The 15304-nt window shown below is 69.4% G+C and carries 15 protein-coding genes and 1 riboswitch; of the genes, 6 read left to right on the forward strand and 9 right to left on the reverse strand.

Features of this window, described 5'->3' with window-relative positions:
• Positions 1–16: 16 nt before the first annotated feature.
• From OO69_RS39505 to OO69_RS39525, 5 genes are all read right to left on the reverse strand, one after another.
• Positions 17–499: an NUDIX domain-containing protein gene (locus OO69_RS39505; RefSeq protein WP_033285763.1), complete on the reverse strand. Its 483-nt coding sequence runs from the start codon at positions 497–499 to the stop codon at positions 17–19.
• Between the two features lie 122 nt (positions 500–621).
• Positions 622–1527, reverse strand: coding sequence for a LysR family transcriptional regulator (locus tag OO69_RS39510; RefSeq protein WP_033285764.1), 906 nt, complete (start codon positions 1525–1527; stop codon positions 622–624).
• A 228-nt stretch (positions 1528–1755) separates the two neighbouring features.
• Positions 1756–2901: a cystathionine gamma-lyase gene (locus OO69_RS39515; protein WP_033285765.1), complete on the reverse strand. Its 1146-nt coding sequence runs from the start codon at positions 2899–2901 to the stop codon at positions 1756–1758.
• A complete protein-coding gene (locus OO69_RS39520; RefSeq protein ID WP_033285766.1) occupies positions 2898–3389 on the reverse strand; it encodes a low molecular weight protein-tyrosine-phosphatase in 492 nt (163 codons plus the stop codon). The genes OO69_RS39515 and OO69_RS39520 overlap by 4 nt, the downstream gene beginning before the upstream one ends.
• A gap of 7 nt (positions 3390–3396) precedes the next feature.
• Complete coding sequence (locus OO69_RS39525) at positions 3397–3774, reverse strand: phage holin family protein (RefSeq protein WP_033285767.1); 378 nt, start codon at positions 3772–3774, stop codon at positions 3397–3399.
• A 48-nt stretch (positions 3775–3822) separates the two neighbouring features.
• Between OO69_RS39525 and OO69_RS39530 the strand changes: the two genes are divergently transcribed.
• The 4 genes from OO69_RS39530 to OO69_RS39545 all read left to right on the forward strand — a co-directional run bounded on the left by OO69_RS39530 (position 3823) and on the right by OO69_RS39545 (position 6446).
• Positions 3823–4140 carry a cupin domain-containing protein gene (locus tag OO69_RS39530; protein ID WP_033285768.1) on the forward strand — a complete coding sequence of 106 codons (318 nt, stop codon included), beginning with the start codon at positions 3823–3825 and terminating at the stop codon, positions 4138–4140.
• Between the two features lie 196 nt (positions 4141–4336).
• A complete protein-coding gene (locus OO69_RS39535; protein ID WP_033285769.1) occupies positions 4337–4549 on the forward strand; it encodes a DUF5326 family protein in 213 nt (70 codons plus the stop codon).
• Positions 4550–5195: 646 nt separating this feature from the next.
• Positions 5196–5909 carry an IclR family transcriptional regulator domain-containing protein gene (locus tag OO69_RS39540; RefSeq protein ID WP_234444650.1) on the forward strand — a complete coding sequence of 238 codons (714 nt, stop codon included), beginning with the start codon at positions 5196–5198 and terminating at the stop codon, positions 5907–5909.
• A 99-nt stretch (positions 5910–6008) separates the two neighbouring features.
• On the forward strand, positions 6009–6446 hold the full coding sequence (locus OO69_RS39545) for an SsgA family sporulation/cell division regulator (protein WP_033285771.1): 438 nt from the start codon (positions 6009–6011) through the stop codon (positions 6444–6446).
• 212 nt (positions 6447–6658) lie between these two features.
• Here the strand turns inward: OO69_RS39545 and OO69_RS39550 are convergent, their stop codons facing one another.
• Positions 6659–8170, reverse strand: a complete 1512-nt coding sequence (locus tag OO69_RS39550; RefSeq protein WP_033285772.1) for a YibE/F family protein — start codon at positions 8168–8170, stop codon at positions 6659–6661.
• Positions 8171–8241: 71 nt separating this feature from the next.
• A riboswitch (TPP riboswitch) is annotated at positions 8242–8431 on the forward strand.
• Between OO69_RS39550 and thiC the strand changes: the two genes are divergently transcribed.
• Positions 8424–10244, forward strand: a complete 1821-nt coding sequence (gene thiC, locus OO69_RS39555; RefSeq protein ID WP_033285773.1) for a phosphomethylpyrimidine synthase ThiC — start codon at positions 8424–8426, stop codon at positions 10242–10244. (Overlaps the previous riboswitch by 8 nt.)
• Before the next feature lie 10 nt (positions 10245–10254).
• On the opposite strand, the gene OO69_RS39560 is transcribed toward thiC, so the two are convergent.
• Positions 10255–11499: a serine hydrolase domain-containing protein gene (locus OO69_RS39560; RefSeq protein WP_033285774.1), complete on the reverse strand. Its 1245-nt coding sequence runs from the start codon at positions 11497–11499 to the stop codon at positions 10255–10257.
• 205 nt (positions 11500–11704) lie between these two features.
• On the opposite strand from OO69_RS39560, the gene OO69_RS39565 reads away from it, so the two are divergent.
• Complete coding sequence (locus tag OO69_RS39565) at positions 11705–12721, forward strand: hypothetical protein (RefSeq protein ID WP_033285775.1); 1017 nt, start codon at positions 11705–11707, stop codon at positions 12719–12721.
• 156 nt (positions 12722–12877) lie between these two features.
• On the opposite strand, the gene OO69_RS39570 is transcribed toward OO69_RS39565, so the two are convergent.
• Positions 12878–13738 carry a membrane protein gene (locus OO69_RS39570; protein ID WP_033285776.1) on the reverse strand — a complete coding sequence of 287 codons (861 nt, stop codon included), beginning with the start codon at positions 13736–13738 and terminating at the stop codon, positions 12878–12880.
• Between the two features lie 192 nt (positions 13739–13930).
• A complete protein-coding gene (locus OO69_RS39575; protein ID WP_106971191.1) occupies positions 13931–15046 on the reverse strand; it encodes a metallophosphoesterase in 1116 nt (371 codons plus the stop codon).
• Between the last annotated feature and the right edge of the window lie 258 nt (positions 15047–15304).

The raw sequence follows: 15304 nt of genomic DNA on the forward strand, positions 1-15304 counted from the left end.
CCCGGTACCGGAGGCGTCAGCCCAGGTCGGGGGCGTGCATCGCGAGGACGCCTTCGATGTTGCCGTCCAGGTAGTGCCGTAGCGACAGGGGCACGAGGTGGACGGACGCGATGCCGACCCGGGTGAAGGGCACTCTGACGATCTCGTACTCGCCGAGAGGCTCGTCCACTTCGGGGCCGTGGCGTAGCGCCGGGTCCATGGACTCCAGGTGGCAGACGAAGAAGTGCTGCACCTTCACGCCGGTCGAGGCCGCGTCCGCGCCGATGTGCTCGACGGTGTCCACGAAGCAGGGCACCACGTCGGTGATCTTGGCGCCGAGCTCCTCGTACACCTCCCGGTGCAGGGCGTCGACGACGGTGGTGTCCTCGGGTTCGACCCCGCCACCGGGCGTGACCCAGTAGGGATCGACACCTGGCTTGGTGCGCTTGATCAGGATCAGGGCGTCGCCGTCGAGGAGAACGGCACGTGCGGTGCGCTTGACCACGGGTCGGACGGTCATGGGAGAAATGTGGCCCCGCTGGTTCCACGTGAAACATCGCAAGACGTGACCTTGGCGGTTCGGAGCGTGATGTTTCACGTGGAACCAGGGAGTTCACCGCGGAAGGGTGGCAAAGTCCCTGGTCAGGCCCAGTTGGCCGCGGCCCGCTGAAGCCACTCGTGGGCCCGGGCGATGTGCGGCATTGCGAGAGTGCCGGTCCGCACCACCAGGAAATACGTCCGCAGCGGCGGAATCGCGGGTTCGTGGAGCGGGACGACCTCGCCGCGCTTCAGCGCCAGGGCACACAGATAGCGGGGCAGCACCGCGAGCCCGGCGCCCGCGATCGCACACGCGAGGACCGCGCGGAGGTCCGGCACGATCACGGTTCCCGGGGCGGCCGGGCGGGAGTCGAAGACCGATGCCCAGTACCGGGAGACGAAGGGCAGCGACTCGTGGACCTCGATCACGGGGAGGTCGTCCGGGGCGGGCGTGTCCTTGGGGCCGAACTGCGCGGAGCCGAGCTGCTCCGCCCGGTGCGGGGCGGCGACCAGGACGTGCTCCTCGTCGCAGAGCGTCGTCGCGGTGAGCAGAGCACCGCGCGGACGGGCCGTACTGATGGCCAGATCATGATGTCCGGCGGCCAGCCCCTCCAGGGTCTCCTCGGCGTTCCCGAAGGACGCGCGCAGTGCGAAGGCCTGGCCGTCGTCGCCGGTCAGCTCCGTGAGCGCGGGCAGGGCCCGCTCGGCGGTGAACTCGGGGGGACCGGCGAGATGCAGGGTGCGCAGCGAGGCGTCGTTGTCGGGCCCCGTCTCGGCTATCTCCACGAGGGCGTCGAGATGGGGCGCGGCCTTGTGCGCGAGTTCGTCGCCCATGGTCGTGGGGGTGACCCCGCGGGCCTGGCGCAGGAACAGGGGGCGGCCCAACTGCCGTTCCAGGGTGCGGATCTGGGACGTCACCGCCGGCTGCGAGAGGCCGAGCAGGGCCGCGGCGCGGGTGAAGGAACCGGCCCGGTGCACGGTCACGAAGGTGCGCAGCAAGGCCAGATCCATGGCACGCACTCTCCTCTCCCCACCCTTCCTCCGGCCCCGGGCAGGGCCCAACTATAAATAAGTCGATAGGCCTCTGTCGCTACTGTGATTGGACACTGACACAGAGTCAACTAGCCTTGTGCGCGCGGTTCTTCGCGCGCAGAACCGAGGACGGTCCGAGCCACGAGGGGGGAGGCTCGGACCGTCCGTTGTGCGTGGCCGGACACCGGCCGGCGGTCCGTAAAGCGCTCACCGCGCCGACTCGTCCAGCGCACGCAGCACATCGGCCACCAGGTCCTCGGGGTCCTCGGCACCGACCGAGAGCCGAACGAAGCCCTCCGGTACCGCGTCCCCGCCCCAGCGCCCGCGCCGCTCGGCGGTCGACCGCACCCCGCCGAAGCTCGTCGCGTCGTCCACGAGCCGCAGCGCGTCGAGAAAACGCTCGGCACGCGCGCGGGTGGGCAGCGTGAACGACACCACACACCCGTAGCGCCGCATCTGCTGCGAGGCGATCTTGTACGAGGGATCGTCGGGCAGCCCCGGATAGCGCAGCCCCGTCACATCGGCGCGTTCGCGCAGGGCCTGAGCGAGGATCAGCGCGGTGGCGTTCTGGCGGTCGACGCGTAGCTGGAGCGTGGCGATCGAGCGATGCGCGAGCCAGGCCTCCATGGGCCCCGGGATCGCGCCGACGACCTTGCGCCAGCGCCGTACGGCGGTCATCGCGGCGGCGTCGGACCCGGCGACGTACCCGAGGAGGACGTCCCCGTGCCCGGTGAGCTGCTTGGTGCCGCTCGCCACGGCGAAGTCGGCGCCGAGTTCCAGCGGGCGCTGCCCCAGGGGCGAGGCGAGGGTGTTGTCGACGGCCACTAGGGCGCCACGCGCGTGTGCCGCATCGGCGAGCCGTCGTATGTCGCACACGTCGAGACCGGGGTTGGACGGGGTCTCGATCCACAGCAGCTTGGCGCCGTCGAGGAGGTCGAGCTGGGCGTCCCCGCCGGTCGGCGCGGTGCGCACCTCGATGCCGTACGCCTCCAGCTGCTCGCGCACCAGGGGCAGTACCTGGTAGCCGTCGTCGGGCAGGACGACCGCGTCGCCGGCGCGCAGCTGGGAGAAGAGCACCGACGAGATGGCGGCCATCCCGGAGGCGAACACGAGCGTCTCGACGTCGTCCTGCCCGGGCGCCTCCAGCTCGCCGATGGCGTGCTCCAGGTGGGTCCAGGTGGGGTTCTCGTCCCGGCCGTACTTGTACGGGCCCGTCGCCTCGCCGGGGAGATGGAAGTGCGCGGCGAACACCGGCCCGGGGAGCGTCGGTTCGTACTTGACCGGCTCGGGCAGACCGGCCCGCACCGCGCGCGTGCCGTCTCCTACGCCCTCGTCTGCAGCGGAATCACTCATACCGCTCGTCCCTCCACTTCGTCGCGCACCGCGGCGAGCAGGCCCTCGCTCGCCGCCTCCACCATCTCAAGACACTCCTCGAAGCCGTCCAGGCCCCCGTAGTACGGATCCGGTACGTCGAGGTCGTCGGGGGCGTCGGGATCGTAGGAGCGGAGCAGGTGGACCTTCTGGGCGTCCTGCTCGGTCGGGGCGAGGCGGCGCAGGGTCTTGCGGTGGCCGGAGTCGAGGGCGATGACGAGGTCCAGGCGGGCGAACCAGGAGGCCTGGAAGCGGCGGGCGGTGTGGTCGGTGCCGTAGCCGTGCTCCTCCAGGACGGCGACGGCGCGCGGGTCGGCGCCGTCGCCCTCGTGCCAGCCGTCCGTGCCCGCGCTGTCGACCTCGACCAGGCCGTCGAGCCCGGCCTCCGCCACCCGCGCGCGGAAGACCGATTCGGCCATCGGCGAACGGCAGATGTTGCCGGTGCAGACGAAGCTGACGCGGTACGTCATCGCGTGCTCAGTCCCCCTCGGGCAGGACGACGTTGAGCGCCCAGGAGACGACCGAGATGATGAGGCCGCCCAGGACGGCGGTCCAGAAGCCCTCGACATGGAAACTCAGGTCGAGCTTGTCGGCCAGCCATGAAGTGAGCATCAGCATCAGCGCGTTGACCACCAGGGTGATCAGACCGAGCGTCAGGATGAACAGCGGGAAGGTCAGCACCTTGACGATCGGCTTGACCAGGAAGTTCACCAGGCCGAAGACCAGAGCGACGAGGAGCAGCGTCCAGACCTTCTTGAAGGTGCTGTCACCGGTCAGGGTGATCTTGTCGAGGATCCATACGGCGACCGCCAGGGCACCCGCGTTGGCGATCGTCTTGACTAGGAAATTCTTCATGTGTCTGATCGTGACAGAAGAGATCGACTCCGAGCGTGGACGAGGGCGATGAAGGCATTCCGGTTGGATGAACTGGAGGCGGAGCGTGCCGCCAACGACGGTGCGTACCTGCAGTTCCTGCGCGAGAAGAACATGTCGGTCGGCCTGTACGCGCTCGATTCCGGTGAGCACGACCGGCAGCAGCCGCACAACCAGGACGAGGTGTACTTCGTGGTGAGCGGCCGGGCCGCGATCACCGTCGGCATGGAGACCACCCAGGTGGCGCGGGGCAGCGTGATCTATGTGCCGGCCGGGGTGGCCCACAAGTTCCACCACATCAGCGAGGACCTGCGGGTGCTGGTGGTGTTCTCGCCGCCGGAAGCCTGACTCTCCACCCGGAGCCTGACCCGCGTCTCAGGGTTCCCTAGGGGAACGGTCAGGGGAGGACAAGGGATGCGAGGCCCCCGTTCGGCCTTCGCCCGCCCTAGCATCGAGTGCAGGACATCAGAGATCCGGCACAGGAGTGCCGGACACAGACCGGACCCGGTACGAGCGACGGGCGGAGAGGTACAGGACGAGGACAATGCGAGAGATCTTCGCGGGACTGCCGTGGTGGGTGAAGTGGGTCGCGGTGCCGGTCATCGCCCTGTTCGTGTTCGGCGGCCTCATAGCGACCGTCCTGCACTTCGTGATTGGGCTGCTCTTCAACGTGCTGATCTTTGTGGCGCTGGTCGGCGGACTGGTCTACATCGTGCGGAAGTTCACGTCGAGTTCCTCCTCACGCAGCGACTGGTGAGGTCCTGCTGGGGCGACCGGTGATCGGTAACAGGAATCACCGGTTCCCTCGGGTGGGGGAAGTTTCCCGGACGGGCCGTCCGCGGGCGGTGGCGGGCGGTTAAAGTCCGGAATTCGACGCGGGGACGAACCCCGCGGGCGGCGCACCCCCTCCCCGTGTTCCCCGCACGGGCTGCCCCCTCGCGCTCCGGGAGTGACCCTTGGCCACGGTTGACACCGCACCCGTAGAACCACCCGCACACTCGACGCCGGCCGTCCCGCCCGCCTGGCCGCGCTCCGTGGCGATCCCCGCACAGCTACATCCTGTGGCGACCCCGGCTCAGCTGCGTCCCGTGGTGGCCCCCGCGCAGACGGGCTGCGTGGCGACCCCGGAGCAGCTACGCCCGGTGGCGGACGCCCTGCCCCTACGACCGGTGGCCGACGCCCTGCCGCTACGACCGGTGGCGGACGCCGCGCCGCCACGACCCGCAACAGACGCCCCGCCGCTACGACCCGTGACAGCCCCCGCGCGGCCACGGCCCACGACAACTCCCGCGCGATCCCGCCCCGTCGCGTCCCCGCCGCAGCAGCGCTCCGCCGCGACCGTCGCCGAGGCCGCCGATCCGCAGCCGTCCGCGGCCACCCTCATCGGCTCCGTCCAGCGGGCCATGCGCCTGCTGGAGTCCGTCGCCGGGCACGAACACGGCGCCCCCGCCAAGCAGTTGGCCCGCGAGACCGGCCTCGCCCTGCCCACGGCGTACCACCTGCTGCGCACCCTCGTGCACGAGGGATACCTCCGGCGCGACAAGGGGCTGTTCTTCCTCGGGGAGGCGGCCGAGCGGCTGGGCAGCAGCGGGGCGCAGGAGAAACGTCGCAGCACGATCGTCGACGCGTTGGCGCAGTGGCGGGATTTGATCGGCGCTCCGGTGTACTACGCGATGTACCGCGACGGCGAGATCGAGGTGCTGTGCGTCTCCGACACCCCCGGCAATCCGGCGGTCGAGGAGTGGGCGGACTTCCGTGAGACGGGGCACGCGCACGCGATCGGCCAGTGTCTGCTGGCCCAGTTGGACGAGGACGTCCGCCGTGACCACCTCGACCGCTACCCCGTGCGGTCCCTCACGCCGTACACGGTGCGTGACGGTCACGCCCTGGTGCGGCGGCTGGACCGGATGCGGCGGACGGAGCTGGTGGTGGAGCGTCAGGAGTACGCGCTGGGCACGGTCTGCGCGGCGATTCCGATCACCCTCGGCGCCACGGCCGCCACGATGGCGATCTCCCTGCCCTCGCACCAGGCCGATCGACTGCCGGGCGCGGCGCGGCAGTTGCAGGCCGAGGTCGGCAGGCTTCTGGGGTCGCTCGCGCTCTCTATCAGTATCTGAAAACTTACTCCTTGTGATCTAACGTGTACGTTCAGCAATATTCCTTCAGTGTCACGGGGATCATTCCCGGCCAGGCGACGGCAGTTGACGGGATAGGCGATGCGCGAGTCCGTACAGGCAGAGGTCATGATGAGCTTCCTCGTTTCCGAGGAGCTCTCCTTCCGTATCCCGGTCGAGCTGGGCTACGAGACGTCCGATCCGTACGCCGTGCGGCTGACCTTCCATTTGCCGGGCGACGCCCCGGTGACCTGGGCCTTCGGTCGCGAGCTGCTGATCGACGGCGTGGGCATGGCGTGCGGGGAGGGCGACGTGCGAATCGAGCCCGTCGACCCCGAGACGCTGGGCGAGGTGCTGATCCGGCTTCAGGTCGGCAGCGACCAGGCGCTGTTCCGCACCGGCGCGGCCCCGCTCGTGGCGTTCCTCGACCGCACCGACCGGCTGGTTCCGCTCGGCCAGGAGGGCGCCCTCGCGGACTTCGACACCCACCTCGACGAGGCACTGGACCGCATCCTGGCGGAGGAGCAGAGCGCGGGGTGACGTGGCGTGGCGGCGGGGGGTCGGGAAGTTGGCGTAACGCTTCGCCGGGGCCTGGACTGGAGCCGCTGGAGGCGCCGTGAGCCCGGAAGGGCCCTGCGGAGTTCTGAAGGCCCCGTGTGAGCTTGAAGTCCCGGAGGCCCGGGGATCCGCAGTAACGCTTCTGCGTGGCTTCCTGGGGCGGTTCTCGCCGCCCACCGCGGTGCCGGCGGTGCTCAGTGCTTGCGGCGTCGGCCCTTACCGCCGCGCGCCGCTGCGGGCTTGGCGCTCGGCGCCGCCGTGGCCGCACCTGCCGTAGCCGCGCCCGCACCCGCCGGAACCGCCTCGGGTCCCGGTCGGTCCGCCGAGACGACCAGGGCCGCGAGGGCCGTGGTGACCGGTACCGACGCGACCAGGCCGATCGAACCCACCAACGTGCGCACGATCTCCTCGGCGACCAACTCGCTGTTGGCGACCGCCCCCACGCTGCTCTGCGCGATGGAGAAGAGCAGCAACAGGGGCAGTGCGGCACCCGCGTAGGCGAGGACGAGGGTGTTGACGACGGAGGCGATGTGGTCGCGGCCGATGCGGATGCCGGCGCGGTACAGCCCACGCCAGCCCATCGACGGGTTGGCCTCGTGCAGCTCCCAGACCGCCGAGGTCTGGGTGACCGTCACATCGTCGAGTACACCGAGCGAACCGATGATGACGCCGGCGAGCAGCAGACCGCTCATGTCGATCGACGGGTACAGCCCGTGGATCAGGCCGGTGTTGTCGTCCGTGTTGCCGGTCAGCGCGGCCCAGCCGATGAACACCGAGCCCAGGACGCCGATCAGCACCAGTGACATCAGGGTGCCGAGCACCGCCACCGACGTACGGGCCGACAGACCGTGGCACATGTACAGGGCGATGAGCATGATGGCGCTCGATCCGACCACCGCCACGATCAGCGGGTTCGAGCCGTGCAGGATCGCGGGCAGGATGAAGAAGTTCAGGATCATGAAGCTGATGGCCAGCGCGATCAGCGCCATGACGCCGCGCAGCCGACCCACGACCACGACGGCCAGGGCGAAGATCCCGGCGAGCAGTGCCATCGGGAACTTACGGTTCACATCGGTGACCGAGTACTGCAGATCCCTGGGCGCCGAGGGTTCGTACGCGACCACGACCTTCTCGCCCTGATGCAACTGCCGTGACTGGTCGGGCTGCACGATCTCCGTGAACGTACGGCCCTTGTCCTTGCCGGTGGAGACCGTGACCGTGGCCTTCTTGCAGGTGCCGGCGGCCTCCTGCGCGGCCGAGGAGCCCTCGGCGGTGGAGGTGTCGCCGGTCGAGCCGCCGCCCGAGGCGTTCACCGACGCGCAGCTCACGCTGACGACCTTGGTGACCGTCGCCTGCTGTGTCTGCCGGTCGAAGCCGACGCCGGTGCGCTTGTGCGACGGGGCGCCGCCGGGCCAGAGCACCACCATGCCGACTACGACCGCCACCGTGAACGGGATCAGGATCGCCGCGATGACTTTGCGCAGATGCCGGGAGACGGGGGCGGCGGGGCCGTGGCTGTGCGAGTGACCGTGCCCTCCACCGCCTGCCCCGGAACTGTGTCCGCCGTCTCCACCCGGTCCGTGTCCACCGTCCCCACCCGAGCCGTGGTCGTGCCCGGAACCGGAGCCGTGGTCGTCGCCGGAACCATGGTCGTGGCCATGCGGCGGCCCGGTCGGCGGGTACGGGGGCTGCTGTGTCGTGGTCACCGCCCGATCATCGCAAGAACGCCGGAGGCCCACTGTTCACCGCGCCACTTATGACGCTAGCGTGGAGGCACCTTTGCACACGCGGGAGCTCGGAGCACCGGGCTGAGAGGGCGCTGACCTTCGTCTCTGCGATGTTTCACGGGAAACGTCACCTGAATCGAGTGATGTTTCACATGAAACATCGGCTGACGGAAGCCGCTGCGTCGACCGCCGAACCTGTTACCGGGTAATGCCGGCGTAGGGAGTAGGTCTCATGACCAACAAGGACGCACGCACGCCTGCCTCCAGCCAGGACGAACAGCCCATTCCGGGCGAGAAGTCCGCACAGGCCGAACAGCCCACGGAGGCCGGGAAGTCCATCGGCTGGCACAAGGGGTATGTCGCGGGCTCGCGCCCCGATCTGCGGGTGCCGGTCCGTCAGGTGCACCTCACCAATGGGCAGTCCGTGACGCTGTACGACACCTCCGGCCCGTACACCGATCCGCTCGTCGACACCGACGTTCGCCGGGGGCTGGCGCCGGTGCGGGAGAACTGGATCATCGCCCGCGGCGACACCGAGGAGTACGCGGGCCGTCCCGTTCGCCCCGAGGACGACGGGATCAAGCACACCTCACCGCGCGGCGGACTCCGCAACCTGGACGCGGTCTTCCCGGGGCGCCCACGTCAGCCGCGCCGAGGCCGTGACGGTACGGCGGTCACGCAACTCGCCTATGCGCGACGGGGCGAGATCACGCCCGAGATGGAGTTCGTGGCCGTACGGGAGAACGTCGAGGCCGAGGTCGTCCGGGAGGAGATCGCGGCCGGGCGGGCGGTGCTGCCGGCCAACGTGAACCATCCCGAGATCGAGCCGATGATCATCGGCAAGCGGTTCCTGGTGAAGGTCAACGCCAACATCGGGAATTCCGCGGTCACTTCCTCCATCGAGGAGGAGGTCGACAAGATGACCTGGGCGACGCGGTGGGGCGCCGACACGGTCATGGACCTGTCCACCGGCCGCAACATCCACACCACCCGCGAGTGGGTGCTGCGCAACTCCCCCGTTCCCATCGGCACGGTGCCGCTCTACCAGGCGCTCGAAAAGGTCGACGGCCGTGCCGAGGAGCTGACCTGGGAGATCTACAAGGACACGGTCGTCGAACAGGCCGAACAGGGCGTGGACTACATGACCGTCCACGCGGGCGTGCGGCTCCCGTTCGTACCGCTGACGGCGAACCGCAAGACCGGCATCGTCTCGCGCGGCGGCTCGATCATGGCGGCCTGGTGCCTTGCACACCACAAGGAATCGTTCCTCTACGAGAACTTCGAGGAGCTGTGCGAGATCCTCGCCGCCTACGACGTCACCTACTCGCTCGGCGACGGCCTGCGGCCCGGTTCGATCGCGGACGCCAACGACGAGGCGCAGTTCGCGGAATTGCGGACGCTCGGGGAACTCAACACGATCGCGAAGCGTTTCAACGTACAGACGATGATCGAGGGCCCGGGACATGTCCCGATGCACAAGATCAAGGAGAACATCGACCTTCAGCAGGAGATCTGTGATGAAGCTCCGTTCTATACGCTCGGCCCGCTGACGACGGACGTCGCTCCGGCGTACGACCACATCACCTCCGGCATCGGTGCCGCGATGATCGCCTGGTGGGGCACGGCCATGCTCTGCTATGTCACGCCCAAGGAGCACTTGGGCCTGCCCAATCGTGACGACGTCAAGACCGGCGTCATCACCTACAAGATCGCCGCCCACGCAGCCGACCTCGCCAAGGGGCACCCAGGTGCACAGGAGTGGGATGACGCGCTGTCCGACGCCCGCTTCGAGTTCCGCTGGGAGGACCAGTTCAACCTGGCCCTCGACCCGGACACGGCACGGGAGTTCCACGACGAGACGCTTCCGGCCGAGCCCGCCAAGACGGCGCACTTCTGCTCGATGTGCGGGCCGAAGTTCTGCTCGATGAAGATCTCCCACGACATCCGCCGTGAGCACGGCGGGAGCCGGGAGGAGATCGAGATCGGGATGGAGCAGAAGTCGAAGGAGTTCGCCGCGGCGGGCAACCGGGTGTATCTGCCGATCGCCGACTGACGACGACCGGCTAACTCTTGGTCGAACCCCCGGCGGGCTTGAGGCACAGCGCGTGGTCGACGAGGGTGCCCGTCGCGCGGTTCAGGGCGGCCAGGTCGGGCTGTGCGGTGGTGGTCGTGATGGAGACCGTCACCGCGCGGCTGCCGTCCGCGCTCACCGCGGGGCGGGTGTTGACGCCCACGCCGTCGCCCTCGTGCGTGTAGTAGAAGCCGCCGCAGGACAGCGGGATCTTGCGGAGGCCGAGGCCGTAGGTGCCCTGGGGCAGCTCGGCCACGTCCTCCGGGTCGTCGGTGCGCTGGACGGTCTGCCGCATCTCGCGCCACTGCGCGGCGGGGAGCAGCCGGCCGTCGGCGAGGGCGCGGAAGAAGGTGTTCAGGTCGGCGGTGGTGCTCACCACACCGGAGTCGGCGGTGTGCTGGTAGCTGTGCTTGGTGACGTCGAGGCGCTTGCCGTCGGCGGTCGTCAGATACGCGTTCACATGCGGGTCGGGAAGGAACGGGTCGAGCCCGGGAATGGAGGTGTTCCGCAGTCCGAGCTTCGCGATGATCCGGTGCGCGACCAGATCCTGCCAGCTCGCGCCGCCGGCCTTCTCGGCGATCATCCCGGCCAGCAGGTAGTTGGTGTTGGAGTACGCCCAGCGGGTGGGCCCGCCCGGCTGGGGGACGAACACCGGCCGGTGCTTCATCGCCACCGCGACCAGGTCGGCCGTGGGGGTGGTGTTGTAGCGGTTCTCGTCGAAGTGGTTGATCAACTGGTCCTGGATCTCCGGGTCGTCGATGTAGTCGTACAGGCCGCTGGTCTGGCGGAGCAGGTCGCGGACGGTGATGCGGCTGCCGTCGTTGCCGTTGCCCGAGACGACCCCCGGCAGCCAGTGTTCGACGGTGTCGTCCAGCGACAGCCGCTTCTCCGCGACGAGTTGGAGGACGACGGTCGCCACGAACGTCTTCGTCGTGCTGGCCACGCGGAAGTGGGCGTTCCAGGGGATCGGGGCCGTGGAGTCGGCCGTGCGGGTGCCGATGCGGGCCATGAGCGGCGGGCTGTTCGGTCCGTCGACCCTGGCCAGGACGTTCACGTCGCCGCCGCCGGCCTTCCGTACGGCTGCGAGGTCTTGGCGGAGTGTGTGCTCGGTGTAGGACGACGGCTTCGGCGCCGGGTGTTTGGCGGTGGCGGCGGTCGCGGCCAGGGGTGAGCCCAGGGCGAGGAGGGCTGCTGCCAGCGCGGCGGCGCCGGCTTTCTTCGGCGACGGCATCTGCATGTTCGTATCCCCCGGTGCTCCGGTTCCCGATCAGTGACGATCACCAGCCAACCGGATCCGTCGGCGCGAGGGGATGGGACTGTCCTCCGGATGAGGGGTGCACCTGGCCCCCGTACGAACTACGGGTTCACCCCCGTTGATTGGCTCTGCTCCAGGGGGTTGAGTTGTTTCGCAGCAGTGTTGTCGTGGGTTGGGGGACTGGGGGATGGGGACCGTGATTCTTCTGCAGGTGACGGACGAGGCGCAGTCGTTGGCGTGGGACGGTGATGATCTGGTCGACGTCGTGGGTGGTCGGCGGTGGGGGCCTGACGGGGTGGAGCGCCAGGTCTCGGACGATCATGGGTATTCCTTCGACCGGAGTGTCAGCTCTCCGTCCGGCCGCTTCACCGTGGTCTACGACGAGCGGGGCACCGGGGCGCTGTTGCTGGAGGGCGATCGGCCGGTCCGTGAGCTGGAGCGCAGTGACGACTACGCCGAGGACTTCGACTATCCGGTCGCCCTCGGGGTGCTGCCGGACGGCCGTGAGGTGCTGGTGCACTGCCCGGACCAGTACGACCTCCTGGAGATCGAGGACGCGGAATCGGGAGAACGGCTCACGGTCGGCGACCGTACGCGGAACGACGTCCTCCACTCGCGGCTGGCGGTGTCTCCGGGCGGGACTCATCTGCTGTCGGCGGGCTGGTTGTGGCATCCGTACGGGATCGCCGAAGTCTTCGACCTGGAACGGGCGTTGGGGGATCCCGCTGTGCTCGACGGCCGTGGTGTGCCGTCCTTCAACCCGGGCAACAGTTCCGAGGTGATCTCGGCCTGCTGGCTCGACGGTGACCGGGTGGCGGTGGCGACCGGGGAGGAGTTCGTCGACGAGGAGGACAGCACGGACTCCGAAAGCCTGGGGAAACGGCAGTTGGGCGTGTGGTCGCTCTCCGAGAAGCGGTGGATCCATCGCAACAGGGTCGACTTCCACATCGGCACGCTGATCCCGCGGGGTGACACGGCCGTCTCGCTGTACGGGCATCCCCGGCTGATCGACGTCACGACGGGAGCGTCGGTGGCGGAGTGGCCGGATGTGGAAGTGCCGTGCCGGGAGGGCAGTTACGGGGTGACGCACATCCCGACGCCCGTCGCGGCCCTGCATCCGGACGGCCGGCGGCTGGCTGTCGCGCAGGCGGAGAGCATCGCGGTCGTCGACCTTCCTGAGGAGGCATCCCGAGAGGCGTCCTGAGAGAAGTCCTGGCAGGGCTTCCCGACAGGGCGTCCTGAGGGGGTTTGCTGTTCGATGAGCGCAGCACTCGGCCGCCCCTGTGACCCGGTCGGCCGGTCACCCGGTGACCGGGGTGTTCGGCTTGCGCTCCCCTGGGTGGGGGCGCAAGCCGAGGGGCTAGTCCGGCTGGTGGTCGGGCCCCCCGAAGTCCGGGCTGCTGAAGTCCGGGCTGGAGAAGCTCGGGCGGTGACCCGGCTCCGGGCCGTCGTCGGGGCTGGAGAAGCCGGGACGGTCGTAGCCGAGGTGCGGCATGCGACTCGGGGCCGTGGGTGTCGTACGGCGGAGGGTCGCCGTGCCCGGCGCCGCGAGCGCCTCCTGGAGGAACGGCAGGATGCCGCGTTCCAGAAGGGCGTCGTGCCAGGCCTCCCTGGCGCGGGCAACTTCGCCGCCCGACTCGCCGTAGGGGCCGGTGTCGGGTGAGGGCCTGTTGCGCAGGGCGGTGAGCAGCAGGCCGACGATGGCGACGAGGATCGCCGCGGCGGTCATGGCGCCGAACACCCAGCCGGCGGTGAGCATGGTCTTGGCGAACGCCGGTTCGGGGCTGAGCATCTTGAGGATGTAGCCCACGAGCAGGAATATCGCCGCGGCCGTGCCGGCGAGGACGGGGGTGAGGACGGCGGCTACGGCGATGGCGCCCGCACCCTCGGCCGCCTCCCCCAGGGTGGTGGCGAGCCCCATCGCGCCCACGCCGCCCGGCTCCGCGGAGTCGGTCTCGTGGACGGCCGACGGGGTGGACGACGCCGGTTGGCGCAGTTCCTCGCGGACCTTCACGTAGTGCTGGTACTCGGTCGCCGCGGCCGCCGTGATGAGCGCGGTGGCGTTCAGCGCCATGGTGCGCAGCTGTTCGGGGTTGAGCCGCTTGCCGACAGCGGCCAGTTCCGGGCGGGTAGGGGCGGAGCGCAGCGCCTCGTCGAGGATCCGCTCGTACTCCTGGCGGTCCTCGCTGTGCAGGTGCTGCGGAACGCTGTTCATGTGCATCCCCCGATGCTCCGTAGGGCTTGGGGCTCGCATGCCAACGAGCCGTCGGGCAGAAACGGAGGGGAGCCTGCTACGGATAAGCCGATGGTAGAGCGGCGACGGCACACGGTGACAGGGGGTTTCCAGAAATTGGCCCCTGGCCAGCGCTGTCGTCCGCCGGTCCTCCGGAGGGGACGCCTGCCCGATAAACGTTCAGATATCCAGGGGCAGTTGCTGGACCAGCAGTTTTCCGGCCATGGTCACTCCGCCGTCCATCGCGATGGCGAGTCCCTCGGCGTAGACGTGCGGTCCCTCGACCACGGGGCCGGCGCTGTCCTCGCCGTCCTCGGAGCCCACGTCGCCCAGGAGATAGGGGATCGGGCTGTGGCCGTGGACGATCCGGGTGCCGCCGTACATGTCGAGCAGGGAGCGGACGTGGTCGGCGCCGCCCTCGTCGCGGAAGGAGAAGCGCTTGGTGAACTTGCGGAACACGTCCCAGACCTCGTCCGCGTCATTGCGTGTGAGGGTCTCGCGGACGTTGTCGTTGACCGCCTCGATCGAGTCGCCGTAGTCGAGGTAGGCGGTGGTGTCGGAGTGGACGAGCAGGTGGCCGTCGACCTGCTCCATGGCGTCCAGCCGGGCCATCCACTGCAGGTGGACGTCCTGGAGGCGGTCCATGTCGGTCTTCTGGCCGCCGTTGAGCAGCCAGGCCGCCTGGAAGGTGGCGGTGCCCGCGCCGGAGTTGACGGGGGTGTCGCCGAACCGCTTCGCGCCGAGCAGCAGCAGCTCGTGATTGCCCATCAGGGCCTTGCAGTAGCCGCCGGCCGCGGCGGCCTCGGCGGACAGCCGCATGACGAGGTCGATCACGCCGATGCCGTCGGGTCCGCGGTCGGTGAAGTCGCCGAGGAACCAGAGCCGGGCGGTGCCGGCGCACCAGCTGCCGGCCGCGTCGATCAGGCCCTTCTCCCGCAGGGCGGCCACCAGTTCGTCCAGGTAGCCGTGCACATCCCCTACGACGAACAGCGGACCGGGGCCCTCCGTCTGCTGCGGGACGGCCGCCGACGCCGGGTCCACCGCGACCTGAACCGTGTCACCCCGACGGATGACGGGCAGATCGCGCTGCGTGGGCGTGTAGCCCTCCGGATAGACCTCGTCGAAGGCCTCGTCAAAGGCCTCCTCGTCGGGTCGTACGGCCTCGCCGGGCTGTGCGCTGTCGGCGTACGGACCGGTCTCGTGGACATACGCCGGTACCCGGAAGTCGCGCAACGTCGCCGTCCGCTCCGTCTCGGGTCCCTGACCGGCCCCCTGAGTCATCGACCCCTCCACCATCACGCCGCGTCTGCACCGCGTCGGACTGCCTGGTCGCAGCGGCCCGCGGTGTCGTGGGCCCATCATAGGAATGCGGATCGCGCCATGTGATGACCCAGGGGTGCTGAATCGGACCAGGACTCCGGTCCACCGCGGCTTTCGCCCCGATTGGGCAGGGGTTCGGCTGTTGGCCGTCTGCTTGACGGGGGTTGACCGGGGGTTGGTTCACGCCGTTGAGGCGGCTGGAAATCGCCGGTGGGGGTTGCTTGTGGTGGGGGG

Origin of the sequence: Streptomyces sp. NRRL F-525, from assembly GCF_000716605.1 — a bacterium.
In the GTDB taxonomy this organism is placed as follows: Bacteria; Actinomycetota; Actinomycetes; order Streptomycetales; family Streptomycetaceae; genus Streptomyces.

Coding starts and splice junctions, on each gene's coding strand:
- OO69_RS39540 (WP_234444650.1), top strand. CDS start 5,196: ATGCGCCTGCTGGAGTCCGTCGCCGGGCACGAACACGGCGCCCCCGCC.
- thiC (WP_033285773.1), top strand. CDS start 8,424: ATGACCAACAAGGACGCACGCACGCCTGCCTCCAGCCAGGACGAACAG.
- OO69_RS39520 (WP_033285766.1), bottom strand. CDS start 3,389: ATGACGTACCGCGTCAGCTTCGTCTGCACCGGCAACATCTGCCGTTCG.
- OO69_RS39530 (WP_033285768.1), top strand. CDS start 3,823: ATGAAGGCATTCCGGTTGGATGAACTGGAGGCGGAGCGTGCCGCCAAC.
- OO69_RS39515 (WP_033285765.1), bottom strand. CDS start 2,901: ATGAGTGATTCCGCTGCAGACGAGGGCGTAGGAGACGGCACGCGCGCG.
- OO69_RS39545 (WP_033285771.1), top strand. CDS start 6,009: ATGCGCGAGTCCGTACAGGCAGAGGTCATGATGAGCTTCCTCGTTTCC.
- OO69_RS39560 (WP_033285774.1), bottom strand. CDS start 11,499: ATGCAGATGCCGTCGCCGAAGAAAGCCGGCGCCGCCGCGCTGGCAGCA.
- OO69_RS39505 (WP_033285763.1), bottom strand. CDS start 499: ATGACCGTCCGACCCGTGGTCAAGCGCACCGCACGTGCCGTTCTCCTC.
- OO69_RS39570 (WP_033285776.1), bottom strand. CDS start 13,738: ATGCACATGAACAGCGTTCCGCAGCACCTGCACAGCGAGGACCGCCAG.
- OO69_RS39535 (WP_033285769.1), top strand. CDS start 4,337: ATGCGAGAGATCTTCGCGGGACTGCCGTGGTGGGTGAAGTGGGTCGCG.
- OO69_RS39565 (WP_033285775.1), top strand. CDS start 11,705: ATGGGGACCGTGATTCTTCTGCAGGTGACGGACGAGGCGCAGTCGTTG.
- OO69_RS39525 (WP_033285767.1), bottom strand. CDS start 3,774: ATGAAGAATTTCCTAGTCAAGACGATCGCCAACGCGGGTGCCCTGGCG.
- OO69_RS39575 (WP_106971191.1), bottom strand. CDS start 15,046: ATGGTGGAGGGGTCGATGACTCAGGGGGCCGGTCAGGGACCCGAGACG.
- OO69_RS39510 (WP_033285764.1), bottom strand. CDS start 1,527: ATGGATCTGGCCTTGCTGCGCACCTTCGTGACCGTGCACCGGGCCGGT.